Origin of the sequence: Niallia oryzisoli (assembly GCF_043641075.1) — a bacterium.
In the GTDB taxonomy this organism is placed as follows: Bacteria; Bacillota; Bacilli; order Bacillales; family Cytobacillaceae; genus Bacillus_BD; species Bacillus_BD oryzisoli_A.
Genome location: NZ_JBHZRC010000012.1, coordinates 77,347 through 97,931, shown reverse-complemented (window position 1 = coordinate 97,931; position 20,585 = coordinate 77,347). Strand labels below are relative to the sequence as shown.

Sequence of the window (20,585 nt, the reverse complement as noted above, 5' to 3'; positions counted from 1 at the left end):
GATTTTTCGGGAAGTCACAGTAACGGGATGTGTTTCTTACATATTTTAAGGTGGAGGCTGCGGAATGAAGCATAAGGCTCACATAAGAAGGACAAATGTGGAAATTATCCGTTGCAACTATGGTCTCTTCAACCTTTGGGCGAAACTTCGAGCATGGCTTTATATATCCGATGATTTTGTCGTAATAATGCTTCAAAGACATGGCTAGAAAGGGAAAAGGGGACTGAATGTCGACCAACTTTGCCTTCTCAAAAGCAGCAACCATTTCCAGCACACTATACCCTTTTCCCGTTCCAAGATTATAAGCACTCACACCCGTACTAGTCATAATCTTTTCCAGTGCCTTTAAATGTCCCTTCGATAAATCCACTACATGGATATAATCCCTTACTCCCGTTCCATCAATCGTCGGATAGTTATTCCCAAATACATTCAGTTCCTTTAGCTTTCCAACTTCTATCTGGGTAATATAGGGCATTAGATTGTTAGGGATACCATTTGGGTCCTCACCAATTCTTCCGCTTTCATGGGCTCCAATTGGGTTAAAGTATCGTAACAGGGAAATACTCCAGTTTGGATCTGAGGTATGGAGATCACGAAGGATTTCTTCAATCATTAGTTTTGATCGGCCATAGGGATTGGTCGACCCTAGCGGAAAGTTCTCTGAAATCGGTACGCTTTCCGGTACACCATACACAGTGGCAGAGGAGCTGAACACCATTTTATTTACACCATACTGATTCATTACCTCACAAAGAATAAGGGTCCCCGTTATATTATTGTGATAATAATGCAGCGGTATTTGGACAGATTCGCCTACTGCCTTAAGACCCGCGAAATGGATCACGGCATCAATCTTATTTTCAGCAAATACCGTTTCTAAACCTTGTCTACTAAGTAAATCCACTTGGTAAAAAGAAATCTCTTTCCCGGTGATTTCTTTCACACGTGACAAGGATTCCATCTTACTATTGGATAGGTTATCTACAACCACTACCTCATACCCTGCGTTTACCAACTCCACACATATGGCTGCCAATATATCCTGCTCCGCCGGTTACTAGTATTGCCATTTTTGTATCCCTCCTGATAGATAGTTATCACAAATTTCCAAATCCAAAACAATTCATATAGATTTCCCTACATACTAAAAACTCTGACAGATGCTCCTGACAGAGGGTAAAATCGAATATGAAAAAGCATATTTTCCTAGTATTCTAAAGCCACAAACTTCAGTTACTGACAATCATCCAGACTCCATGCTGCACCTTTCTTTTATCATTCTCGAAACGTGAGCACCATGCCTATTTCATCAATTTTGCCTTCATCCAACTTTTGCGCATTTCCTTGCGTGGTGGATTTTTGGGTCTCATTATCTAATTAGGTTAAAAGGAGAGTTAGCCTTTGATAGATTTTGAGGCCATGAAGCTGGGCAAGTTTTTTGAGGATCTAAGAAGAAGGAATCGTATGACCCAGGAAACGTTGGAATTCGAAGCCAAGCTCGACCGTAAAACAATTAGTAATCTTGAAAATGACCGGTCCAAGCCAAGCTTTGAAACATTGGTAAAAATAGCTCATGTATATCATATGCGCCCCTCTGCATTAGTCCTAGAATTAGAGGAAAAGACGAATTTGCTTGAATGTCTGAAGCAAGCCGACCCTGACTCTGAGTAACTAAACATCAAGCTAAAGCATGTAAAACGGAATCACATGAAAATCACTATTATTGTGATTCCGTCGGATTCATCTTAGCCTCATTGTGAAATATTTAACAATAAGGAATGGATTCACTACATCTAGTTCTCCTTTACCCATCATCCTATACACACGTCAGGAGGTAATTGGTCTTCCCTATTTAAAATAAAATACATAACAAGCAAGTGCCGCAACAACCATTACCCCACAATATTGGAGGATGACACATGTATCGTCAATACATCATTAATCGTCTAACATCCGCTCTTGCCTCACATTTTCACAATGGTTATGAATACACACAGGTATTGGAAGGAACGCAAACGTTTCTTGTTGCCCAATCTCCGGATGATATTGTAAAAGAATCATTTCTTCAAAATGGATCCACCCTTGATGGCGCCATCGAAGCGGCCCGTTACACGTTGAAAAAGAAAAACAAACTGCCTGTTGTCCTATCTGCCCAGCATCAGATTGCCCTTATTCGCTGTCCCTCTACTGATAAGGCTGGTACCGTTTGGCTTGTTCATTCCCATATCCACAGCACCGAAAGCGATCCTACCCATCACAGCAAAACCATCGTATACACAAAAAATGGCCATTCGCTCATTATAGACATGAAACCAGATAGACTTCAGACAAAACGCACTCAAGCTGCGTTCCTGAATTCCACTTTTTTTAAAAACTCAGAGATGAACAAGACCTTGACCTTTTTCTACGAAAAGGACCGTGGAATTCAACTTGTCAAAGAAAAAGGGCAGTTGAACTATACATTGAAGAAGAAAACAAATTTAGTAGAACTAGATACAGAGTAAACATATCTGGTCTTAGAATTGGAAGCATCAGCAAAAATGTGCGCACTGTTTGATGGAGGGAAAGATTAATGCTTTTCCTCTTATTCTGAAAAACCAGATAAAAAATCGGCGTCATTGTTCTTTTTCTAACTAAACCCTTTCAAACATTGGTGGGACAAAGTCCTGTCCCCTACCTCCTTCATCTGCTCTGCTGGATTGATTCGTTCACCCAATGGACATTGAGGGAAGCTCTTCCTAAAGAAATGACTGTTTATAATATTTCTCAAGACAATGATTATTTAAAATGTAAGACTTTACGACTTCAGAAGTCTCATGAAATTTTCAGAATAAATTTCCCTAACCTCTTGTTCGGATTTATTTAAAAGCTCTGCTGTTTTAGTAAATATAGAATCAATAAAATCTAGATCGTAACTATGTTTCGTAGCATTTGTGAAAGGGGCATCACTCTCAATAAGTAACTTATCCGTTGGAATTCGTTTAACTATTTCCCTTCCCTTTTTGCTATTAAGCATATTTGTATTAATTGAAAAAAAGTAGCCAATATTAATGGCCCTATCCAATTGCTTCATTGTTCCCGAAAACCAGTGAAGAATAATTCTGTTGCCATTACATTCCCCTATTATATCCATTACCTTATCTGCTGCTCGCCTACTATGAACACTAATTATTTTGCCATTATGCTGTTCACATGCCCTCATTATTTCTTCAAATACTTCAATTTGCTCTTGGTCTAATCCCTTAGTAAAATCCAAACCAACTTCACCAATATATCTACTTGTTTTTACAAATTCATGAAAAATTGATATTTGTGATTTATACTGGTGAACTAATTCAGGATGTAACCCTAAAGCAAATCTTACATACTTGTATTTAGCGTGTTCTCTAATATACCTTTTATACAAATCAGGGACATTAGTCATGGCTATTGTGTAGCTACGTGAACTTTCAATATAATTAATGCAATCCTTCATATTCTTATACAAATCAATATGAGCATGGGTATCGTATTTAAGGTTTTTCATTATATTCCTCCAGTAGACTTTTCAGTTCAGCCATTCCCCGCTTATAGATTGATTCATATATTCCAATATTATCCATTAATGGTCCAGATGTTTGAATTGTTAAGAAGGCTTTTTTATCATCATATTTCTGTAGGCCAAGCAAATAGGAATTTAGATTTGTCCTCGCCGTATCTCCAGATGTAAAGTTCGGATCATAATATTGTGTACTATCATCAAATCCTGCCTTCTTTATCGATGCCCTACGGATGACACACGGTAGGCATGTTCCACAATGTTGGGTTTCACTTTCACCCCGCATTCGGCCAACATCAGGATGAGAGCATGACATAGTTTTTGCAATATTTTTCTTCAAAAACTCCTGATTCTTACATTCAATTATCATTTCACCTTTGGTCTTAAATTGATACGGATTTTTAATATGAGTATTAAATCCCAACTCGTCTAGAAGTTTCTGGAGTAGTCCCATATAGTATGGGTGTGTTGTACGGGTACTACTAGTGCCCATTCGGGAATAAGTAAGTGGAACATTTAATGAAATAAACCCATTCTCCGGCACAATTAAATCGATATCTCCTTCAAAACAGGATGCTAAAGCTATAGCATGAGAGAAAAACATAAAGGATCTGGTACGCATTGTATCTTCTATTCCTCCTGGGGGAGCAGCAAAGAATGAAAAGAAATTGTTATCACTGATTTTAAATTCTTTAATAAATTCCTTTTGCAACAACTCTTGATACTCACGTACGCCTTTACCTCCACCGTAATGACTAACAAATATTGTATCATTTGCATTGTCCTGTAGCAGGTCAATAGCTCCGATAAAGGAATCCAATCCACCAGAAAACATACATATTCTATTGGTCTGGATCTTTACTTTTTTACTTTTTTCATATTTATCTCGATACATTTTTTCTTTATCGGTAAAGTCCCTTTTGCGGAAACTCACCTTCCAGTTATCTCCACTTAGGAAATCAAGAATATCCTTTATCAATTCCTTTTTTTCATTCATACTCTCAATGTTTAAAACTGGGAGATGGATATGTATGTCTCTTTTCCAACCATCCACTGCATCTTTTCGTAAAAAATACCGATCTGCACCATATACTGCCAAAGATAGCATCAATAAATCTATGCCTTTAGTACTTATATAGTTGGGTAATGTCTCCAGTTGTGAATTCCAGAATGTATAACGATAATCATTCATTTCACATAATTTTCCGCCTTCAGGAACTGGGTAATCATCTTCCGCATTAAACTTGTATACTAATTCCATTGATATTTCACCTCCGTTTGTCTATTAATAACTAAAGATAGCCTTCAAATGCCTGAAAACATTTAGTGAATAAGTTATTTACTTCATTAGATATGCTTTTTGATGAATAGTCCAATGTTTCAGGACGGATTTCCCTTACTCTTAATTCGACCTTAACCTTTACATAATCCTTAAGTTCTTGTTCCTTTTGCACCGCAACCTTAGGATTATTTTCATACTTCTCAAATCTACTTTGAAGATCGCTCATAACCCTTTTAAAAATATATTCACTCATAAAGACCTCTAAGATTTTCCTGAAAGTAAGTTCATCGATTCGTCGTAACGATTCTATATCTCCATCATTTTCAGTGATAACCTCATACATCTCAGCTACGGCTTCATTTGCAGCTCCTCTTGCAGCCATGTCTTCTTTAGAATTGGATTTCCCTGATATCACATTAACTAGTTCCGATAATAGTGATTTGATTCCTTTTCCTACATAGTCAATTTGTAATGACTGCAAAGTCGTTTCAACACCATTATTTCTAAAATCCTGGAGGATCCTTCCTAAACTAACTGCAGTGCTTCTTCCAGCAGCAGATGATCGCGTCAACTGCTTTGAACCCCCAGATGCTCCTACATAATGATTCATAACACGTCCCCGATCAGATGAAAGACCCTTTACATAGTTTGTCATAGCCGTCTTTGCATCCTTCCACCTAAAGGCAGGGACTATTGGTTGTTCTAGGCCTTTATCCTGATCATCTGGCTGGTCAGGATCAGCAGAGTCTCCGTTTGATGGCTCAATTTCCTTCGGTTCAGGTGTGCCATCATCTTCACTGTTATCTGGAACAGAGTCGTTATAGTCATCTGGAAGCAAGGAATTAACCGGTCCGTCAAATATGCTTGATGTGCCCATATTACCCCTCCCTTTCTGCTGCAACAAAAGAAGTTAGTTTTGGATTCTCCTTAACCCAGTTATCTAGTAAATTATCAATTTCAGATAATTTACCTATATCTTTTCCAAAGCTTCGAACCCGAGGAATATGTGGTGGCTTAATTCTTGAACCATCTATGGATTGCAAACCTCTAATAATGCTTACGTGTATGCCTTCCTTTTTACTCCCCCACTCTAGCAAAGCTCTCAATTGCATATCCACAATTTCTGTTGATTCTTTAATACGGCCAAATATATGCTCTATAATCAGTGCCACTTCATAGTCGTTAACACTACTTGCATTTTGTATAGCAGAATTAAGACCTGTTTGTGTTCCCGCAAGTAGATTCTTTAAAACACCTTGGGCTTCCCTACTAAGTTCGGTTGTTCCAGTTTCATACTGTTTATCAAGAGAAGTCCTACCAAAATAAAAATAGGGCCTTAAATCTTCAGAACCAATATAAGGTTCTTTATCTATCCAATTTTTTACCCAGCTATCCTCTTCCCAGTTCTTTAATTTTTCGAGTTTACCGAGTTCTCCTTTTTCAAAGTTCCTCAATTCTATTGTACTTCCATCAATATCTATTTCTGCATCCACAAGTTCCGAGAACATTCTAGGTTTGAAATACTCAAGCATCATTATTTTCGAAAGTATTCTTTTATCCAAATCAATTCCTTTATACTTAGCCATATTCATTCGCATTTCCATTGAATTTAAAAATCGCTTACAATGTCTAGGATTGCCATTTAAACCACCAGCCAGAACTGATGAAAGTTGTTTAGCAACTTCTAAGCTAAGTTTTACTTTGTCTGCAATTTCGGAATCATATTCTTTAAGAATTCCATAATCCAATTTGAAATCAAAGAAATTTTCCTTTTTTTTGTAATGGACTAGGCCAATAACCTTTTCAAAATCATCGGGATTTAATTCTTTTTCCATAAATAAAAGAGCTATATATAATTCTACTTCACTAGCACTTAGTCTTGGTATTCTTACAGGATATTGAATGATTTTTTCCAAATACTCCTTTCCTATATCTATCCCATATCCTTCTATCTCATTAAATTTTGTTTGCACGGCATAAGATATATGGCGCTCATCAGCTCCAATAATAAAAACTGTATTTCCGACATACAGAAATAGCCGGATAGCTTCTAATGTATCAAGAATAGTGTCGGGACTGCATCTATCTAATTCATCAATGAATACAACAAGCCTCTCAATCTTGGTTTGTTTTAGTAGCATATCAAAATTCTCACGAAAAGCATTTATATCTTCCCTTAATTCCTTGTTACTCAGTTCTGCCTTGATTTTATCTATCCAATCATCTTTAATTACACCATCTTGAGAATTAACCGCTTTTTCAATAACCGTCGATAATGCAACATCTGCCAAAACATTACTTCCTCCAGTTAACAAGAAACCTGTTCCCGATCGAACCGCTTTTTTAACTAGTTTCATTTTATCTATACTCTTATAAAGGCCTGCAATACATTTCTTAGCTGTTTCATTGAGCTTCCGATTTTCTTCAATAGTGTCTAGAATATTTCCTAGTAGTGCAGTTTTGGCATCTTCATAATCTTCAAACAGCCAACCATTAAAATAAATACTCTCGGTATCTTTTTCTTCCTTGAGTGAAGCAATACTCATATTGATAAGACTTGATTTACCACTTCCCCAATCACCATATACTCCTACTGTCGATGGAAGAAGGGCGTCATCTTTTATGATATTACTAACTGTATCTATCAAATAATCAAAGTCAAGAAAATCCAGTTCTGTTTCGCTATCTTTCCACATATCAATTCACCCCCTGAATTCTTGTTTATGGCACTTCTAAGCGCTATCATTTATGTTTACATAAAAAACACCAATAGGTTCTGAAGAACATTTATTCTTCAGAACCTAAAATTTAATGACTTTACTTCACCTTATAATAATCTACATACCAATCCGCAAACTTCTGCAATCCCTCTTCTATCGAGGTCTCCGGTTTAAAGCCCACAGCCTTCTGCAACCTATCTGTCGAAGCATAAGTAGCTGGTACATCACCTGGTTTTATAGGTTCAAATATCTTTTCAAATTGTACTTCTTTACCTAGAGCTTTACTTAAGGCCTTTTCTAATGTTTCAATAAATACCATCAGTTTCTCAGGGCTGTTATTTCCAATGTTGTAAACTTTATGTTGAACATCACCTTCAGGTGGATTACTTAATAATCGTTCAATCCCTTCAACAATGTCATTGATATAAGTAAAGTCACGATAAAGGTCATTTTCAAAATCACCATTATTAAAGATCTTAATCGGCTCACTAGCAAAATACTTATCCGTAAAACCAAAATAGGCCATATCTGGCCGTCCCATTGGGCCATATACTGTGAAGAAACGAAGCCCAGTAGCTGGAATCTTGTAAAGATGACTATACGTATGGGCCATTAACTCATTTGACTTCTTAGTAGAAGCATACAATGACACTGGATTATCTACAAAATCACTTTCCTCAAACGGAACCTTTTTATTAGCACCATAGACAGAACTTGATGACGCATATAACAGGTGATCCACTGGATTATGTCTACAAGCCTCAATAATATTATAAAACCCAATAATATTACTCTGAATATACACATCCGGATTCTCAATGGAATAGCGTACTCCTGCTTGTGCAGCTAGATTCACTACCACATTTGGCTTGTATTCTTCAAAGGTCTTCATTACCAAATCCTTATCTGATATATCTCCCTTAATAAAGGTAAACTTCTCATAAGGCTCCAGCTGTTCCAAACGGGTATACTTGAGGTTCACATCATAATAATCATTGATATTATCAATCCCAATTACCTTACAGCCTTTTTCTAATAGGTTTTTAGATAAATAATATCCAATAAAACCCGCTGCTCCTGTAATAAGGTATATCTTACTTGGATCAAGAATTTTGTAATTCAAGACTATTCGACTCCTTTAATGCTTTTCTTGTTGCAGGCTGTCTTCCAATCGAGTGATACTCAACCCCCGCCTCCTGCATGTCTTGTACGCTGTATAAGTTTCTTCCATCAAATACTAGTGGAGTTCTCATTAATTTCTTATAGGTTCCAGGGGTTACTGCTTTCACTTCTCCCCATTCAGTAAAAATAAAGCAGACATTTGCTCCTTCTAAAGCATGCTCGATATTAGAAACATACGTAATACTACCTTTACCATTCTGACCCTCTGGATACACTTTAGCAAAATTCTTAGCCCCAACAGGATCATAGGCATAAATATCTGCCCCTTGCTCTAATAACAACGGAACATTCTCAAGCGATGCCGCCTCTCTTAAATCATCCGTACCAGGCTTGAAGGTTAACCCTAACACAGCCACCTTAAGACCGCTAAGTGTAATCAGCCTTTTACTAGCTTTCTTATATAACATTATCTTTTGTTCCTTGTTCACATCAATGGCAGCCTTAACCGTTTTAAGTTCATACCCATTCTGTTTAGCAATATACTCAAGCGCTTTTGTATCCTTAGGGAAACATGAACCACCAAAGCCAATTCCTGCATTTAAAAATTTACTTCCAATTCGTTCATCAAAGCTCATCCCTTTTGCCACATCTTGAATATCTGCACCAACTAATTCACAAAGATTAGCGATATCATTCATATAAGAGATTTTTAGAGCTAGAAAGTCATTGGAGGCATATTTAATCATTTCTGCTGATCTTCTATTAACTGAAACAATCGGTAAATGAAATGGCTCATAAATTCCCATAAGCACTTCTTCCGCCCATTTGCTCTCTGTTCCAATTATGATACGTTCTGCATAAAGAGTATCGTGGACAGCTGAGCCTTGTGCTAAAAATTCAGGATTCGAAGCAACCTCTACTCTTACATCATTTACTAAAAAATCCTGAATAAACTGCTCAACCTTATCATTTGTACCAACAGGAACAGTTGATTTTACAACAACCAAACAATCCTTTTCCACCGATTCAGCAATTTGTCTCGCAACTGTTGCAATGTACGATAGATTTGCCGAGCCGTCCGGCTTTTCTGGTGTTCCAACACCAATAAAGATTGCATCTGCGTCCATGTAGGCTGATTTGTAATCAGTTGTATAATCAATTCTACCTGCCGCATAATTTTTCTGCATCAATTCTTCCAAGCCCACCTCATAAATTGGAGAAGCTCCTGATTTCAGTACTTCTACTTTCTTCTCATCAATATCTACACAAGTTACTTGATGGCCCATTTCGGCAAAACAAACTCCTGCAACTAAGCCAACATAACCAGTCCCAGCTACTGCTATTTTATACATAATAATTTTCCTCTCTACTATTACATATTTAGGTTATTTATTAAAATACAAATTATATATCAGCCATTTTTCTTGTACAAACTGCCTACTTAATGAATTCAGATTGGCACATTTCCTCTTTATTAATCTTTTTCATAACATGTTACCTAATATATATGCCTTTTTAAGAATCGGAAGTTTCTCTAATTCTAGTAGGCATAAATTTCAATCCTAATCCAAATATGTCCTTCCGCATACTTGGAAAGAGAAACAAAATTCCAAAATAGAATAGGGCACAAATGATAATTGATAAAATGTCCCATAACATTCCATTATTAATTTGTTGTAGAAGATATCCTAATAACCCCATAACAACCGCCGTAATTGCAGACGGAAATACATTTTTAATTGTTTTTAATACTGGAATACCAATTGAAACCTTCATTAAAATAAAATGAACTAAAACAAACTGCATTCTTATCCATGACCTCGCAAAAATGAATACCCAAAATCCATATTTTGCACCGATTAAACAAGTCGGTATAAGAACAACTAGATGTAATAGTTGCCCTAAAAATGATAGTTTCGGTCTCCCTTTTGCTCTATAAACTTCACTACAAAAATGGCCAAATACAATCATTATGGAGCTAGTTAAAGCCCAGATGCCAATAATTTTACTTGCTTCGCCCCATTGATCACCTAAAAGAATTTGGGTTGCTAAATCACTATACAGAAAAACACCTATACCTAGTGGGAGAACGATTATAGATACTACCCTTTGCATTTTGAAATAGGCTCGATTAAACAATTCATTATTATTTTGCAAACGTGATAGGGTAGAAAATAAAATTGGTACAATTGAAGCTGTGATTAGTGCCATAAGTGCATTCACCATGGTGGTTGAAGTCTTGTATATTCCTAAGTAATATTCACTTAGCATACTGGAAATAATAAATACATCAACCCAAGTTGTTAACCATATGGATATTGATTCAATCAATGACCATATGCTAAAGGACAACATTTCTTTTAATATACCCAGTCTATAAAACCATCTCGGTTTCCACTTTGATTTAATCGTTAGTATTACAGCATTTGATAGTTGCATAAATATTGTGCCAATAATTAATGCCCAATAACCCAGTCCCAGTAGAGCAAAAGGTATGGTTACTACAAACGGTATAAAAATAGAAACCATTCTAACTATAAAAAGAGTTTTAAAATCAAAATCTCGTCTATATAGTGCCATTTGGATACTTGAAAAAGCTGTAAGCGGCAATTGAATACAGGCAACCGCAATAACATTTCCTAACCCTGGATTTCCAACTAACACAGCAATTTGTTCACTAAATAAGATGATCAATCCCCATAATAAAATGGATATTGCAAAATTGGTTAGAAATGCTACATTTGCGTTTTTATGCTTATCTTCTTCATCTTTAAACTCATGTTGTACCAAATATTTTTGAAAGCCCGCATCAGTGAACATATCTGCGAGACTTGCAATCATAGTTACCGTAGCTACCACACCAAAAGCTTCAGGTGCAAGTAGTCTTGCTAAAACCATATTTGTGATAGGACTTACGATTTTAGCAGCTATCTGAGTTAGAGCTGACCATTTTGTTGCATTCATGACTTTACTCTGAAAACTATTGTCGTTCACTCGTATTTTCTCCCTTTTAGTCTCAGAACCTTTTCTTTAGTGGTTTTTAACGCTAGTTTAGATTTTCTAATCCAAATCAATATAGGAAAGTTCTTAATAAACTCGTTATTTTTTAGGAGGTATAACAATCCAATTACCAAAAATCTCATCATATTTATCAGGATAAAACTTTTCAAGTCCACTAAAATGGTAAAATGTTAGTTCTCCAAAATATATCTTTCCATTTATATCATAAAAATCAACACGTATGTGAGGTATTTCTTTTGATAATATCCTTGCTAAGCTAATCATGTCATCAAAACCTACAGGCTTACTAATTTTTTTCACTCCATTTTTATAGTGTTGCCAAAAAGGAAGGTGATTGAATTCCATATCAAAAAAGTCAAATCTAGTGTCAATTCCCCTATCAGTTGCAATAAATAATGCTTTTGGTTCTCCATCAAAGCAAAAAAACTTATAATCCTTTAACTCTACACCTGATTCATCTACCATATATTTTTCACATATAATCCGAGGTTTTATATTTTTGTATGGCCATTCCCTACCATGATAATAGTAATTACGACTTAAACTAATGTTAATTTTTTTTCTTACCGCTTCAATATCTAGTTTTGATTTATCTTTACAAATCACTACTCCTCCCGAATCATGCGTACACTTCAACACAAACTGATCAGGAAGGGTTGTAAAATTGATTTCATCAAAAGAATTATAAACGCCAAGTAGTGGAATTAAATATTCTTCTCCGATTGTTTCCTCTATATATTTTCTAACTTCGTATTTATCCACCATTTCAGTGTATTCCGGCTTACGATCATATAACTTTAGCCATTGTAACTTTTCATTATATGTTGTGGGATTTCCCAGATTAAGTTTCTTGCCCATCCGATGTTGGAATAACAATTTCAAATATACTTTATCTGGTATCCAGTTTTTTATATATCTCTTTAAATTAAACATGCTACCCACCCTTAAACTAAACTAACCACAGAGAACTATTCTTTAAATCGAATGATTAATAAGTAAATCGATTGATATTTTTTCTATCCCTAATGAAATATTTATTTCCCCAAATACATATCACATTTTCCATAAGTTAGCACCAACACTTAACTCCACTTTTTGACAATCTGCCCAAACAACCAGGAAACATACTGATTGTATCTACTTCAGTATCTTGGATACAAAAATATAATGTCTGTCCTAGAAACATATCCATACATGGAGGGATTAAAAAGCTTACTTACTAAAACTTTAGGATTATCTCAATCTAAAATTGCTCATTTTAGAAGAATTCCTCTACAAAAAATAAATGTTTCTTCACGAATGCTCGTATACTATTTACCAAACTCGAAAAAAGTATTTCCGTATGGCAACATAGTTTGTCCTCGTGGCGAATCTCCAAAATATGCAAAGTAGCTATAAACCAAACAATATAGTATTGTTATTGTTATTAAGATAACCTTTATTCCTCTGTCCTTGTTTAACTTGATGACAGCAGGAAACAATAAGCAGATGCTCAAATTTACATACCAAACCATTCTTCCGATTCCAATTAGGGGTGCAAAAATCTCTGTAATCACTTTTATAAGAAAAAGTAAAAAGTAAAACTGATAATTGCTACTGACTTTACTAAATTTATTGTAGTAAAGCATAAATAGCCCCAATAAAGGTAACGAATTAATATAGCTTGTGCCAATCACCCCAGATGAATCAATATAACCTTGATAGCGGCTAGCTGTTATAAACGGATAAACTAAATATTTTACAGCAAAAAAGCCGATTGGTATTAAAACCGCTATCTTAAGCAAGTTCAACCTTTTAAATATTTTCTTGTTATTCCTACTTAAAAATATTAACACTGTAGCGAATAGAGCTGAATAGTGAAACATTGTTGCCAAAAATACAAAAAATACAAACTTCTTTGTATCTCCTTTTATAATATACCTAAATGCAAAAGCAACTATAGCTACAGCAATTCCCATACGCATAATTCCAAAGTAATAAAAATATTGAGTTGTTGAAAAAATAAAAATCGCAAAGGGAAGATTGACTTTTTCTATTTCAAAGCTTATTGCTTTATAAAAAAATAAAATAGTTATTATAGCAGATAAGATAAATAACCACTGTGCATCACCTAAAATATAAGAAATACGATATAACAAATAAAAGCCTGGTTCAGTTATATAAATTTTGTAGTATGAAATTACGTCCATGCTATTGGCAATCACATAATTATCGTAATAACTCAAACCATCGACTCCAACATTTATATCTCTAAAACCCATAATAAAAATCAAGATTGTCATAGATAACCAGTAGAATAAAGAGTTAGGAACTCTCCTCCCTCTTTTATCCAACCTTGAATACCGTTGTGCTAAAGCTGCAAAGAGCGTAGAGAATACAACAGTTAAAATATATATTAAGTATGATGCAGCCATATTAATTCTCCTAACAAATAATCAACAATGAATGACCTTTATAAACAGATATAGAAATTTAACAAAATAAAAAAGTATATATTCTACCACTTACGATAATACTAAAAAGATATATTATTAAGAACTACAAACCTTATGAGATACCTTCTGCACTCAAATTTTAGTAATCCTATCAATATAATACTCTTGTAATTCTTTAGCAATTGACTTCATATCAAAGCCAGCTTCCACTAATTCTGATTGCGTATCACGTCGATGAAAATCCGATGTCATATTAAGAATAATGTCTCGCCATTTTTCTGCAGTATCTTCAAGTGAAGCATAATGTACCAAATCTGTGATGTGAACTTCATTTGTAATAGTATCAGAGATTAAGCAGGGTAAACCTGCTCCCTGTGCCTCTATTACTGTACCAGGAAGTCCCTCATAAAATGATGGCATAACAAATATATCCATAGCTTGTAATAAATCCGAAATATCCGACCTAACCCCAGTGAGAATAACATTTGCATTTAACCCAAGTTCTTCTATTTTATCTTCTATACAACCTCTAAGTGCTCCATCTCCTATCAGTAACAATAACGAATTAGGATTCGCATCATTAACAGACTTGAAGACGTCAAGTAAAAACATGTGATTCTTTTGAAGATTAAAGCGGCCAACATTTCCAATTACTAATTTTTGTTCTACTCCTAATTCTTTACGTAAGCGATCACGCATTTCTGAATTGAACACAAATTTATCACTTTGAATCCCATTGTTTATAATCTTATAGTTTCCATTTGTAAATTGCTTCTCACCATAAAGCCATTTTGCTGCGAGATCAGAACACGCGAAATAATCAGTTGCATACGATTGAATGTCTCTTTGATTCCACAAATGAAGATATTTATGAAGTTTACTACCACTTTGCTGCGTATTTCTACTATGAATAATTCTAACTGGCACACCTGCTCTTTTAGCAGCCTTTATTGCTTCAATATTGCTTAATGAACTTACATGTTGGTGTACAATTTTATACTCTTTGTGAACAGAAAAAAACTCATATAGTGCCTTGCGACTTTTCATGATGCCTTGCTTTCTAGATGGAACATAATGTATTCTTCCCCCAAGGCTTAAAATTTCATCATCATAATCACATTTGTCCTTAGTTGTAACTAAGAAATCAAATTGAATCAAATTTCTGTCAATATTCCTAAAAATATTCATAAGTGTAGTTTCTACTCCACCTCGACCCATACCCGCGACGCAATGTAATACTCTCAGCAATTATTATCTCTCCCAACAATCTTTCCGTAAAAGTCATCATATTTTTTATCCCGTATTTCAGGAGCAAACTCTCTCGATTTACTAAAATTTATTATCGCCTGCGATTCCATCAAATTAAGATCACTAGCAAAATGTTTTATTTTCTTCGACAAAGCCATGTGGTCCCCATAATTTATGCGGAACTCATCTTCTATTAAGTGTGTTAAACCTCCAGCATTAGAAGATATAATTGGACAACCTCTCGACATTGCTTCAATAGTTGCTCTAGGTAATCCTTCACTTAGACTAGGCTGTATATAAATATCTATACTATCTAGCCAATTAAATATTTCATCTCCAGCTTTTAATGTACCCAAGAATGTAACTCTATTTTCAATTCCTAATGATTCTGCCAACTCATCGTATTGATCATGTTCGCCTCTTCCAACCACTTGAAATTCAAAATTTTCATCCAAATCAGCTATAGCTTTAATTGCTGTTCCGATTCCTTTTAAATTATTCCTAGTGTGTCCTGTCAATCCAACAACAAATTTTTTGTTTGTTTTATTTTTGATTTTGGAAATTCTATTTTCAAGATTTTTTTCATTAATTTCAATAGAAACACCAGAACAGACAAGTACTTCTCCTTTTGTTGGATATTTGTCAACTAAAAAGCTATCACAGTAATGTGCATAGTCAGCATTGAGATACTTCTCTTTTTCTAAATAGCGAACTATTGGTGCAACAGCCCGCCCTTTCAAAGTTCCTCTACTAATTAAAAAATCATAAGCATCGCCACCATTGTAAGTAATTATTGTTTTATTTTTCCTCTTTGCTACCTTATAAGCAAAATACCCATTAATTCCATAACAGATTACAGCATCAGCGTCTTCAATTACTTCTTCTAGCTTTTTAATCATTTTAGGTACTGAAAACTTCCCAAATAGGTATACAGGAGAAGCAGCATCAATTTTAAAGTATGATTTGTCATATTTATCATTTCTTGCAATAAAAACAAACTCGTCGAAATACTTTTTCAAATGCCTTACATGTGTATAATTTGGTGAACTGAAATAATAAACACCGTCCATTTCGGAAAATCCATTATCAGTTACAAATACTAATTTCATTATTATAACCCCACTATTCTAAAGTAAAAATCCTCCATTTTTTTTACATTTTGTGCAATATCATATCCTGCATTCTTTATTTTCTCATGTATTTCCCCTTGTTTCTTGTTTCCGTTACTACTTAGAATTGCATCAGACCATTCCTCGACATGACAGCCTAAAGGAATTGCTTTAATTAAATCTGTTAAAAACGCCTCGTTTGGAATTGTGTCCGCCACAACACAATTTAAACCTGCAGCTTGTGCCTCTACAGTAACTATTCCCAATCCCTCATACAAAGATGGAAATACAAATACATCCATTGCCTGTAATAATTCCGGAATATCTGACCGGACTCCAGTAAAAACTACACTATCAGTTAACTTTAAATTATTAACTTTTTTTTCAATTGACTGTCTTAGATCTCCATCTCCAACCATCATCAAAACTGCATTATTATTTCGTTTATGAACAGCTTGAAAAATATCAATCAAAAACTCGTGGTTTTTTGATACATCAAATCTGCCAATATGACCAATTACAAATTTATCTTCAAATTGAAAGTCATTTCTCTTTTTTGTTCTTATATCTTCATTATAAATAAACTTTTTTGTATCAATTGCATTCTTTATAATAAAAAAATTATCTTTTCTGCAAGCCTTTTTCCCAAATAACCATGTTCCCGCATGATTTGAACACGCTAAAAGATAATCGGCAGTATATCTAATTGGATATTGCAATATACCTTTCACAATTGCTGATAATCCACTACCGGAGGACGTGCTATGACTATGTGCTATTGTGATTAGATTATTTTTTTTTGCAATTTCAAGGTAAATCCAAGCTGTGCTTCTAACATGACCATGAACTATTTTATATTCAGGGTACTGTTTAAAAAAATCACTCCATGCTTTTGTATATTGAAAGTGGTTCTTCCCTGTATATCGCGGAACAGAAAAAATTCTACCACCTAGAGATCTTATTTCATCATCGTAATCACATTTATCTTTAGTATGAACGATAAAATCAAATTGTACTTTTGTTCGATCAATATTACGATATAGATTTATAACCATCGTTTCAGCCCCAGCTCTGTTTAAACCTCCCAATACATGTAATATTCTAATCGGTTTAGCCATTTCTTTTACTCCTCATTATTTCATAAGTATTTATTAATCTCGTTAATATAAGCATCTATCACAATCTTCCTATCAAATTTCTTTTCTACCTTCATTCTACCAGCAAGACCCATCTGCTCTTTAGTTTCAAAATCTATTTCTAATAATTTCCCAACTTTATTTATTAGATCACCGGCATTACCAGTTTCAAATAAGTAACCTGTTACTCCATCATCAACAACATCTTTAGATCCGTTAATATTAGATGCAATACAAATTCTACCCATAGCCGCAGATTCCAAAAGGACATTAGGTATTCCTTCTCCACCATGAGATGGCAAAATCGTACAATGACATTTTTGTATAAATGATTTTATGTTCTGTTGAAATCCAATATAGTTAATAATCCCTTTTTCATTATAATCATCAATGATTTCTTTATATCTATCCTCTTCAATAAAGCCAGCGACATAAAAGTTTGTATTAGGATGTTTACCTTTTATTATCTTGGCACACTCCAAATACTCATCTATACCTTTTAATTCCATTATTCTTCCAATAAAAATAAAATTCGTCTCCTTGTCGGAAGGCAAGTCACTCGCAAAATATTGTTCTAAGTTTACACCTGAACCAGGAAGCATTGCATAATTGTTCTTAATCATCTTGTTCTCAACAAAAAGTTCTTTGTCGCCACTATTTTGAAAAAACACCTTATATGAACGTTTAAGAGAAACCTTATACAACATCTTTGCAATTGTACTAACAAAATTCTTCTTTAAAAAGGTAGCCCCAGTACCTGTTATATTACTAACCTGTCTATTCTTTGTGAAATTAGAAGCTATACAACCATAAATATTAGGTTTAATAGTATACGAGAAAATAATGTCAGGGTTTACTTTTTTCATTATTTTTATATAATTTAAAATGAGTCCAAAGTCGGTTAGCGGATTTATTCCTCTCCGATCTATTGGGGTTTCGATAATTTCACAACCCATATCACTAAAGTATTTGTTATCATTAGCTTTCGGCATGGATATAAATACCTCATGTCCATCTTGAATTAGTTTATTAATAAGTTCTTTTCTAAAGTTATATAATGTTATAAAATGATTTGATAAAATTAATATTCTCTTTCCCACGTTTGTCTACACCTGCTATCTATTTTGATGCTGTCTCATAGTACTTGAAACTTCCTTCTTAGCTCCAGTCCCACCTTCAACAACTCCGTCACTCTTCATAACACTGACTATGGTCCCAAAGAAGCACTTGATATCCATCAAAATGCTAATCTTCTCAACATACTCCCCATCCAACTTAGCCTTAATTTCGATAGGAAGTTCATCCCTACCATTAATCTGTGCCCAACCTGTCAACCCAGGTGGTACATCATTAGCGCCATATTTATCTCGTTCAGCAATCAAATCATACTGATTCCACAATGCTGGACGAGGCCCGATTATACTCATCTGCCCAACAAAAATATTCCAAATTTGCGGTAGCTCATCAAGTGATGTCTTTCTCAGAAATTTACCCATCTTTGTGATATACTGTTCTGGATTACTTAATAAGTGAGTTGGAGTGTCCTTCGGTGTATCTATTCTCATTGTACGGAATTTTAAAATATTAAAATGTGTCTTGTTAATTCCTACACGATTTTGCTTAAACAGAACCGGCCCTCTTGAATCAATCTTAATAGCAATAATTAGGATTAAAAATATGGGAGATAAAACAATAAGTCCAATTAAAGAAAGAATGATATCTATCAATCTTTTAACCTTCATATACATCAGCTACACTCCTTAAAATTTGTTCTTTAGTAGATTAGGACTTAATTAGAGGCTCTTTTCCTCCAACCAACTACTAAACCACTAAAATTGTTATCTATAACTTATAGCCACCTCGTAATATCTATTCAATCTCTCAAATAAATACGAAATAGATATTCACTTCCAAACCACCCTAAACCGAGTTTCTTCCCATTATATAAACCATTCAATCAATCTATAATTCTCACTAAAAACGCCTCAAACCCTTATCCCGCAAGGTTTCTAGTACTCAATCTAACTACGATACTCCGTTCCTTAACGCCATTCAATATTTCTCCATATTTTAGGTTAGTCAAAACCCCAGCAAATCAATGTTTTTCAAAATCAAAACACCCGATTTTATCCATTTTATCTTTATATACTAACAAAATAATACTATGTTATATAGATAAATTCCATATATTGTATAATTTCATGATTTTCTACCGTTTTTAACACAATATGTTGCGGTTATCTGATACCTATAGTCAGTTCCCAACCACAACAAATCCACAAAAAAATTAGCTGGCTATCAACCAGCTATATAAAACCCAACTTGCTTCAATTATCACAGAAAAGGAACACTTGGATCTTCATCCTCATCAACCGAATGCACACTACACTTTACCTTACCATCAGAAAAACCAAGTTCCCCACCAGCCGGACAAACACGGCCATCATAACCAGTTAAGAACTCAGTAAAAATGAGATCAGAATGCTCAACGCTCTCCAATTTCAAATAAGCTTTATATCGTCTCTCGACTTCAAGAACACTCGAAAATTACAAACATCCTTCTTTGCCTTTTCTATTAGCCCTCCGGCCGACACAACTGCAACCGCTGCAAGAAGACCTAAAATAACAATCACAGCCAACACTTCAACTAAAGTAAAACCATTATGTTTACTTCCTTTAGGAATAAATAAAAACTTGCCTATACTAACAATCTTCAACATCTCTAATCATCATCCTTAAAAGTACTAGTTATCAAACTTAATCTGGTAAGGATAAAAAGCTGTTCTAACCACCAATGCCTTTGCATCTACTACTCTATAAATTACTAAGTAACTATTCTTCTATTCTCCACCACCTCCATTCTTATTATTTCAAAAAAATAACCTTCAAACAATAAATTCTCTTCTATTAATCATAAGATAAGAGGATCGAAATTCAGAATTAGATATCATCTAAAATGGATTAGCTTACA

18 protein-coding genes and 1 pseudogene are annotated in these 20,585 nt (G+C 34.6%); 2 read left to right on the top strand and 17 right to left on the bottom strand.

The features are described 5' to 3' along the window. Nucleotides 1-244 precede the first annotated feature (244 nt). Nucleotides 245-1,073: pseudogene (gene galE / locus ACHUFV_RS23120) on the bottom strand (UDP-glucose 4-epimerase GalE); the annotation flags it as partial. 331 nt (nt 1,074-1,404) lie between these two features. Between galE and ACHUFV_RS23115 the strand changes: the two are divergent. Both ACHUFV_RS23115 and ACHUFV_RS23110 read left to right on the top strand, forming a co-directional pair. Further along, on the top strand, nt 1,405-1,674 hold the full coding sequence (locus ACHUFV_RS23115) for a helix-turn-helix domain-containing protein (protein ID WP_394238301.1): 270 nt from the start codon (nt 1,405-1,407) through the stop codon (nt 1,672-1,674). Nucleotides 1,675-1,922: 248 nt separating this feature from the next. Continuing rightward, on the top strand, nt 1,923-2,507 hold the full coding sequence (locus ACHUFV_RS23110) for a competence protein ComK (RefSeq protein ID WP_394238299.1): 585 nt from the start codon (nt 1,923-1,925) through the stop codon (nt 2,505-2,507). Between the two features lie 293 nt (nt 2,508-2,800). Here the strand turns inward: ACHUFV_RS23110 and qatD are convergent, their stop codons facing one another. The 16 genes from qatD to ACHUFV_RS23030 form a co-directional block, all read right to left on the bottom strand. Continuing rightward, complete coding sequence (gene qatD / locus ACHUFV_RS23105; protein ID WP_394238297.1) at nt 2,801-3,529, bottom strand: Qat anti-phage system TatD family nuclease QatD; 729 nt, start codon at nt 3,527-3,529, stop codon at nt 2,801-2,803. Then, entirely contained in the window at nt 3,516-4,802 is a 1,287-nt protein-coding gene (gene qatC / locus ACHUFV_RS23100) for a Qat anti-phage system QueC-like protein QatC (protein WP_394238296.1), read from the bottom strand. The genes qatD and qatC overlap by 14 nt, the downstream gene beginning before the upstream one ends. A 31-nt stretch (nt 4,803-4,833) precedes the next feature. After that, the gene (qatB, locus tag ACHUFV_RS23095) at nt 4,834-5,700 is read right to left on the bottom strand and encodes a Qat anti-phage system associated protein QatB (RefSeq protein WP_394238295.1); all 867 of its coding nucleotides are present in this window, start codon (nt 5,698-5,700) and stop codon (nt 4,834-4,836) included. A gap of 1 nt (nt 5,701) precedes the next feature. Next, entirely contained in the window at nt 5,702-7,519 is a 1,818-nt protein-coding gene (locus ACHUFV_RS23090) for a KAP family P-loop NTPase fold protein (protein WP_394238293.1), read from the bottom strand. Between the two features lie 121 nt (nt 7,520-7,640). Beyond that, nucleotides 7,641-8,666: an SDR family NAD(P)-dependent oxidoreductase gene (locus ACHUFV_RS23085; protein WP_394238291.1), complete on the bottom strand. Its 1,026-nt coding sequence runs from the start codon at nt 8,664-8,666 to the stop codon at nt 7,641-7,643. Then, on the bottom strand, nt 8,647-10,017 hold the full coding sequence (locus ACHUFV_RS23080) for a UDP-glucose dehydrogenase family protein (protein ID WP_394238289.1): 1,371 nt from the start codon (nt 10,015-10,017) through the stop codon (nt 8,647-8,649). Before ACHUFV_RS23080 ends, ACHUFV_RS23085 begins: the two co-directional genes overlap by 20 nt. Nucleotides 10,018-10,180: 163 nt before the next feature. Next, the gene (locus ACHUFV_RS23075) at nt 10,181-11,629 is read right to left on the bottom strand and encodes a lipopolysaccharide biosynthesis protein (RefSeq protein ID WP_394238287.1); all 1,449 of its coding nucleotides are present in this window, start codon (nt 11,627-11,629) and stop codon (nt 10,181-10,183) included. A gap of 135 nt (nt 11,630-11,764) precedes the next feature. Beyond that, nucleotides 11,765-12,619, bottom strand: coding sequence for an ATP-grasp fold amidoligase family protein (locus tag ACHUFV_RS23070; protein ID WP_394238285.1), 855 nt, complete (start codon nt 12,617-12,619; stop codon nt 11,765-11,767). 377 nt (nt 12,620-12,996) lie between these two features. Continuing rightward, nucleotides 12,997-14,100, bottom strand: a complete 1,104-nt coding sequence (locus ACHUFV_RS23065) for an EpsG family protein (RefSeq protein WP_394238284.1) — start codon at nt 14,098-14,100, stop codon at nt 12,997-12,999. A 153-nt stretch (nt 14,101-14,253) separates the two neighbouring features. Further along, nucleotides 14,254-15,369 carry a glycosyltransferase family 1 protein gene (locus ACHUFV_RS23060; protein WP_394238282.1) on the bottom strand — a complete coding sequence of 372 codons (1,116 nt, stop codon included), beginning with the start codon at nt 15,367-15,369 and terminating at the stop codon, nt 14,254-14,256. Then, entirely contained in the window at nt 15,363-16,478 is a 1,116-nt protein-coding gene (locus ACHUFV_RS23055) for a glycosyltransferase family 4 protein (RefSeq protein WP_394238280.1), read from the bottom strand. The genes ACHUFV_RS23060 and ACHUFV_RS23055 overlap by 7 nt, the downstream gene beginning before the upstream one ends. Nucleotides 16,479-16,480: 2 nt before the next feature. Continuing rightward, the gene (locus ACHUFV_RS23050) at nt 16,481-17,596 is read right to left on the bottom strand and encodes a glycosyltransferase family 1 protein (protein ID WP_394238278.1); all 1,116 of its coding nucleotides are present in this window, start codon (nt 17,594-17,596) and stop codon (nt 16,481-16,483) included. Between the two features lie 20 nt (nt 17,597-17,616). Next, nucleotides 17,617-18,714 carry a glycosyltransferase family 4 protein gene (locus ACHUFV_RS23045; RefSeq protein ID WP_394238276.1) on the bottom strand — a complete coding sequence of 366 codons (1,098 nt, stop codon included), beginning with the start codon at nt 18,712-18,714 and terminating at the stop codon, nt 17,617-17,619. Between the two features lie 15 nt (nt 18,715-18,729). Beyond that, complete coding sequence (locus ACHUFV_RS23040) at nt 18,730-19,362, bottom strand: sugar transferase (RefSeq protein WP_394238275.1); 633 nt, start codon at nt 19,360-19,362, stop codon at nt 18,730-18,732. 586 nt (nt 19,363-19,948) lie between these two features. Next, complete coding sequence (locus ACHUFV_RS23035) at nt 19,949-20,119, bottom strand: hypothetical protein (protein ID WP_394238273.1); 171 nt, start codon at nt 20,117-20,119, stop codon at nt 19,949-19,951. After that, entirely contained in the window at nt 20,116-20,334 is a 219-nt protein-coding gene (locus ACHUFV_RS23030; RefSeq protein ID WP_394238271.1) for a type II secretion system protein, read from the bottom strand. The genes ACHUFV_RS23035 and ACHUFV_RS23030 overlap by 4 nt, the downstream gene beginning before the upstream one ends. Between the last annotated feature and the right edge of the window lie 251 nt (nt 20,335-20,585).

Coding starts and splice junctions, on each gene's coding strand:
- ACHUFV_RS23030 (WP_394238271.1), bottom strand. CDS start 20,334: ATGTTGAAGATTGTTAGTATAGGCAAGTTTTTATTTATTCCTAAAGGA.
- qatB (WP_394238295.1), bottom strand. CDS start 5,700: ATGGGCACATCAAGCATATTTGACGGACCGGTTAATTCCTTGCTTCCA.
- ACHUFV_RS23090 (WP_394238293.1), bottom strand. CDS start 7,519: ATGTGGAAAGATAGCGAAACAGAACTGGATTTTCTTGACTTTGATTAT.
- ACHUFV_RS23080 (WP_394238289.1), bottom strand. CDS start 10,017: ATGTATAAAATAGCAGTAGCTGGGACTGGTTATGTTGGCTTAGTTGCA.
- qatC (WP_394238296.1), bottom strand. CDS start 4,802: ATGGAATTAGTATACAAGTTTAATGCGGAAGATGATTACCCAGTTCCT.
- ACHUFV_RS23050 (WP_394238278.1), bottom strand. CDS start 17,596: ATGGCTAAACCGATTAGAATATTACATGTATTGGGAGGTTTAAACAGA.
- ACHUFV_RS23075 (WP_394238287.1), bottom strand. CDS start 11,629: ATGAATGCAACAAAATGGTCAGCTCTAACTCAGATAGCTGCTAAAATC.
- qatD (WP_394238297.1), bottom strand. CDS start 3,529: ATGAAAAACCTTAAATACGATACCCATGCTCATATTGATTTGTATAAG.
- ACHUFV_RS23055 (WP_394238280.1), bottom strand. CDS start 16,478: ATGAAATTAGTATTTGTAACTGATAATGGATTTTCCGAAATGGACGGT.
- ACHUFV_RS23040 (WP_394238275.1), bottom strand. CDS start 19,362: ATGTATATGAAGGTTAAAAGATTGATAGATATCATTCTTTCTTTAATT.
- ACHUFV_RS23110 (WP_394238299.1), top strand. CDS start 1,923: ATGTATCGTCAATACATCATTAATCGTCTAACATCCGCTCTTGCCTCA.
- ACHUFV_RS23065 (WP_394238284.1), bottom strand. CDS start 14,100: ATGGCTGCATCATACTTAATATATATTTTAACTGTTGTATTCTCTACG.
- ACHUFV_RS23070 (WP_394238285.1), bottom strand. CDS start 12,619: ATGTTTAATTTAAAGAGATATATAAAAAACTGGATACCAGATAAAGTA.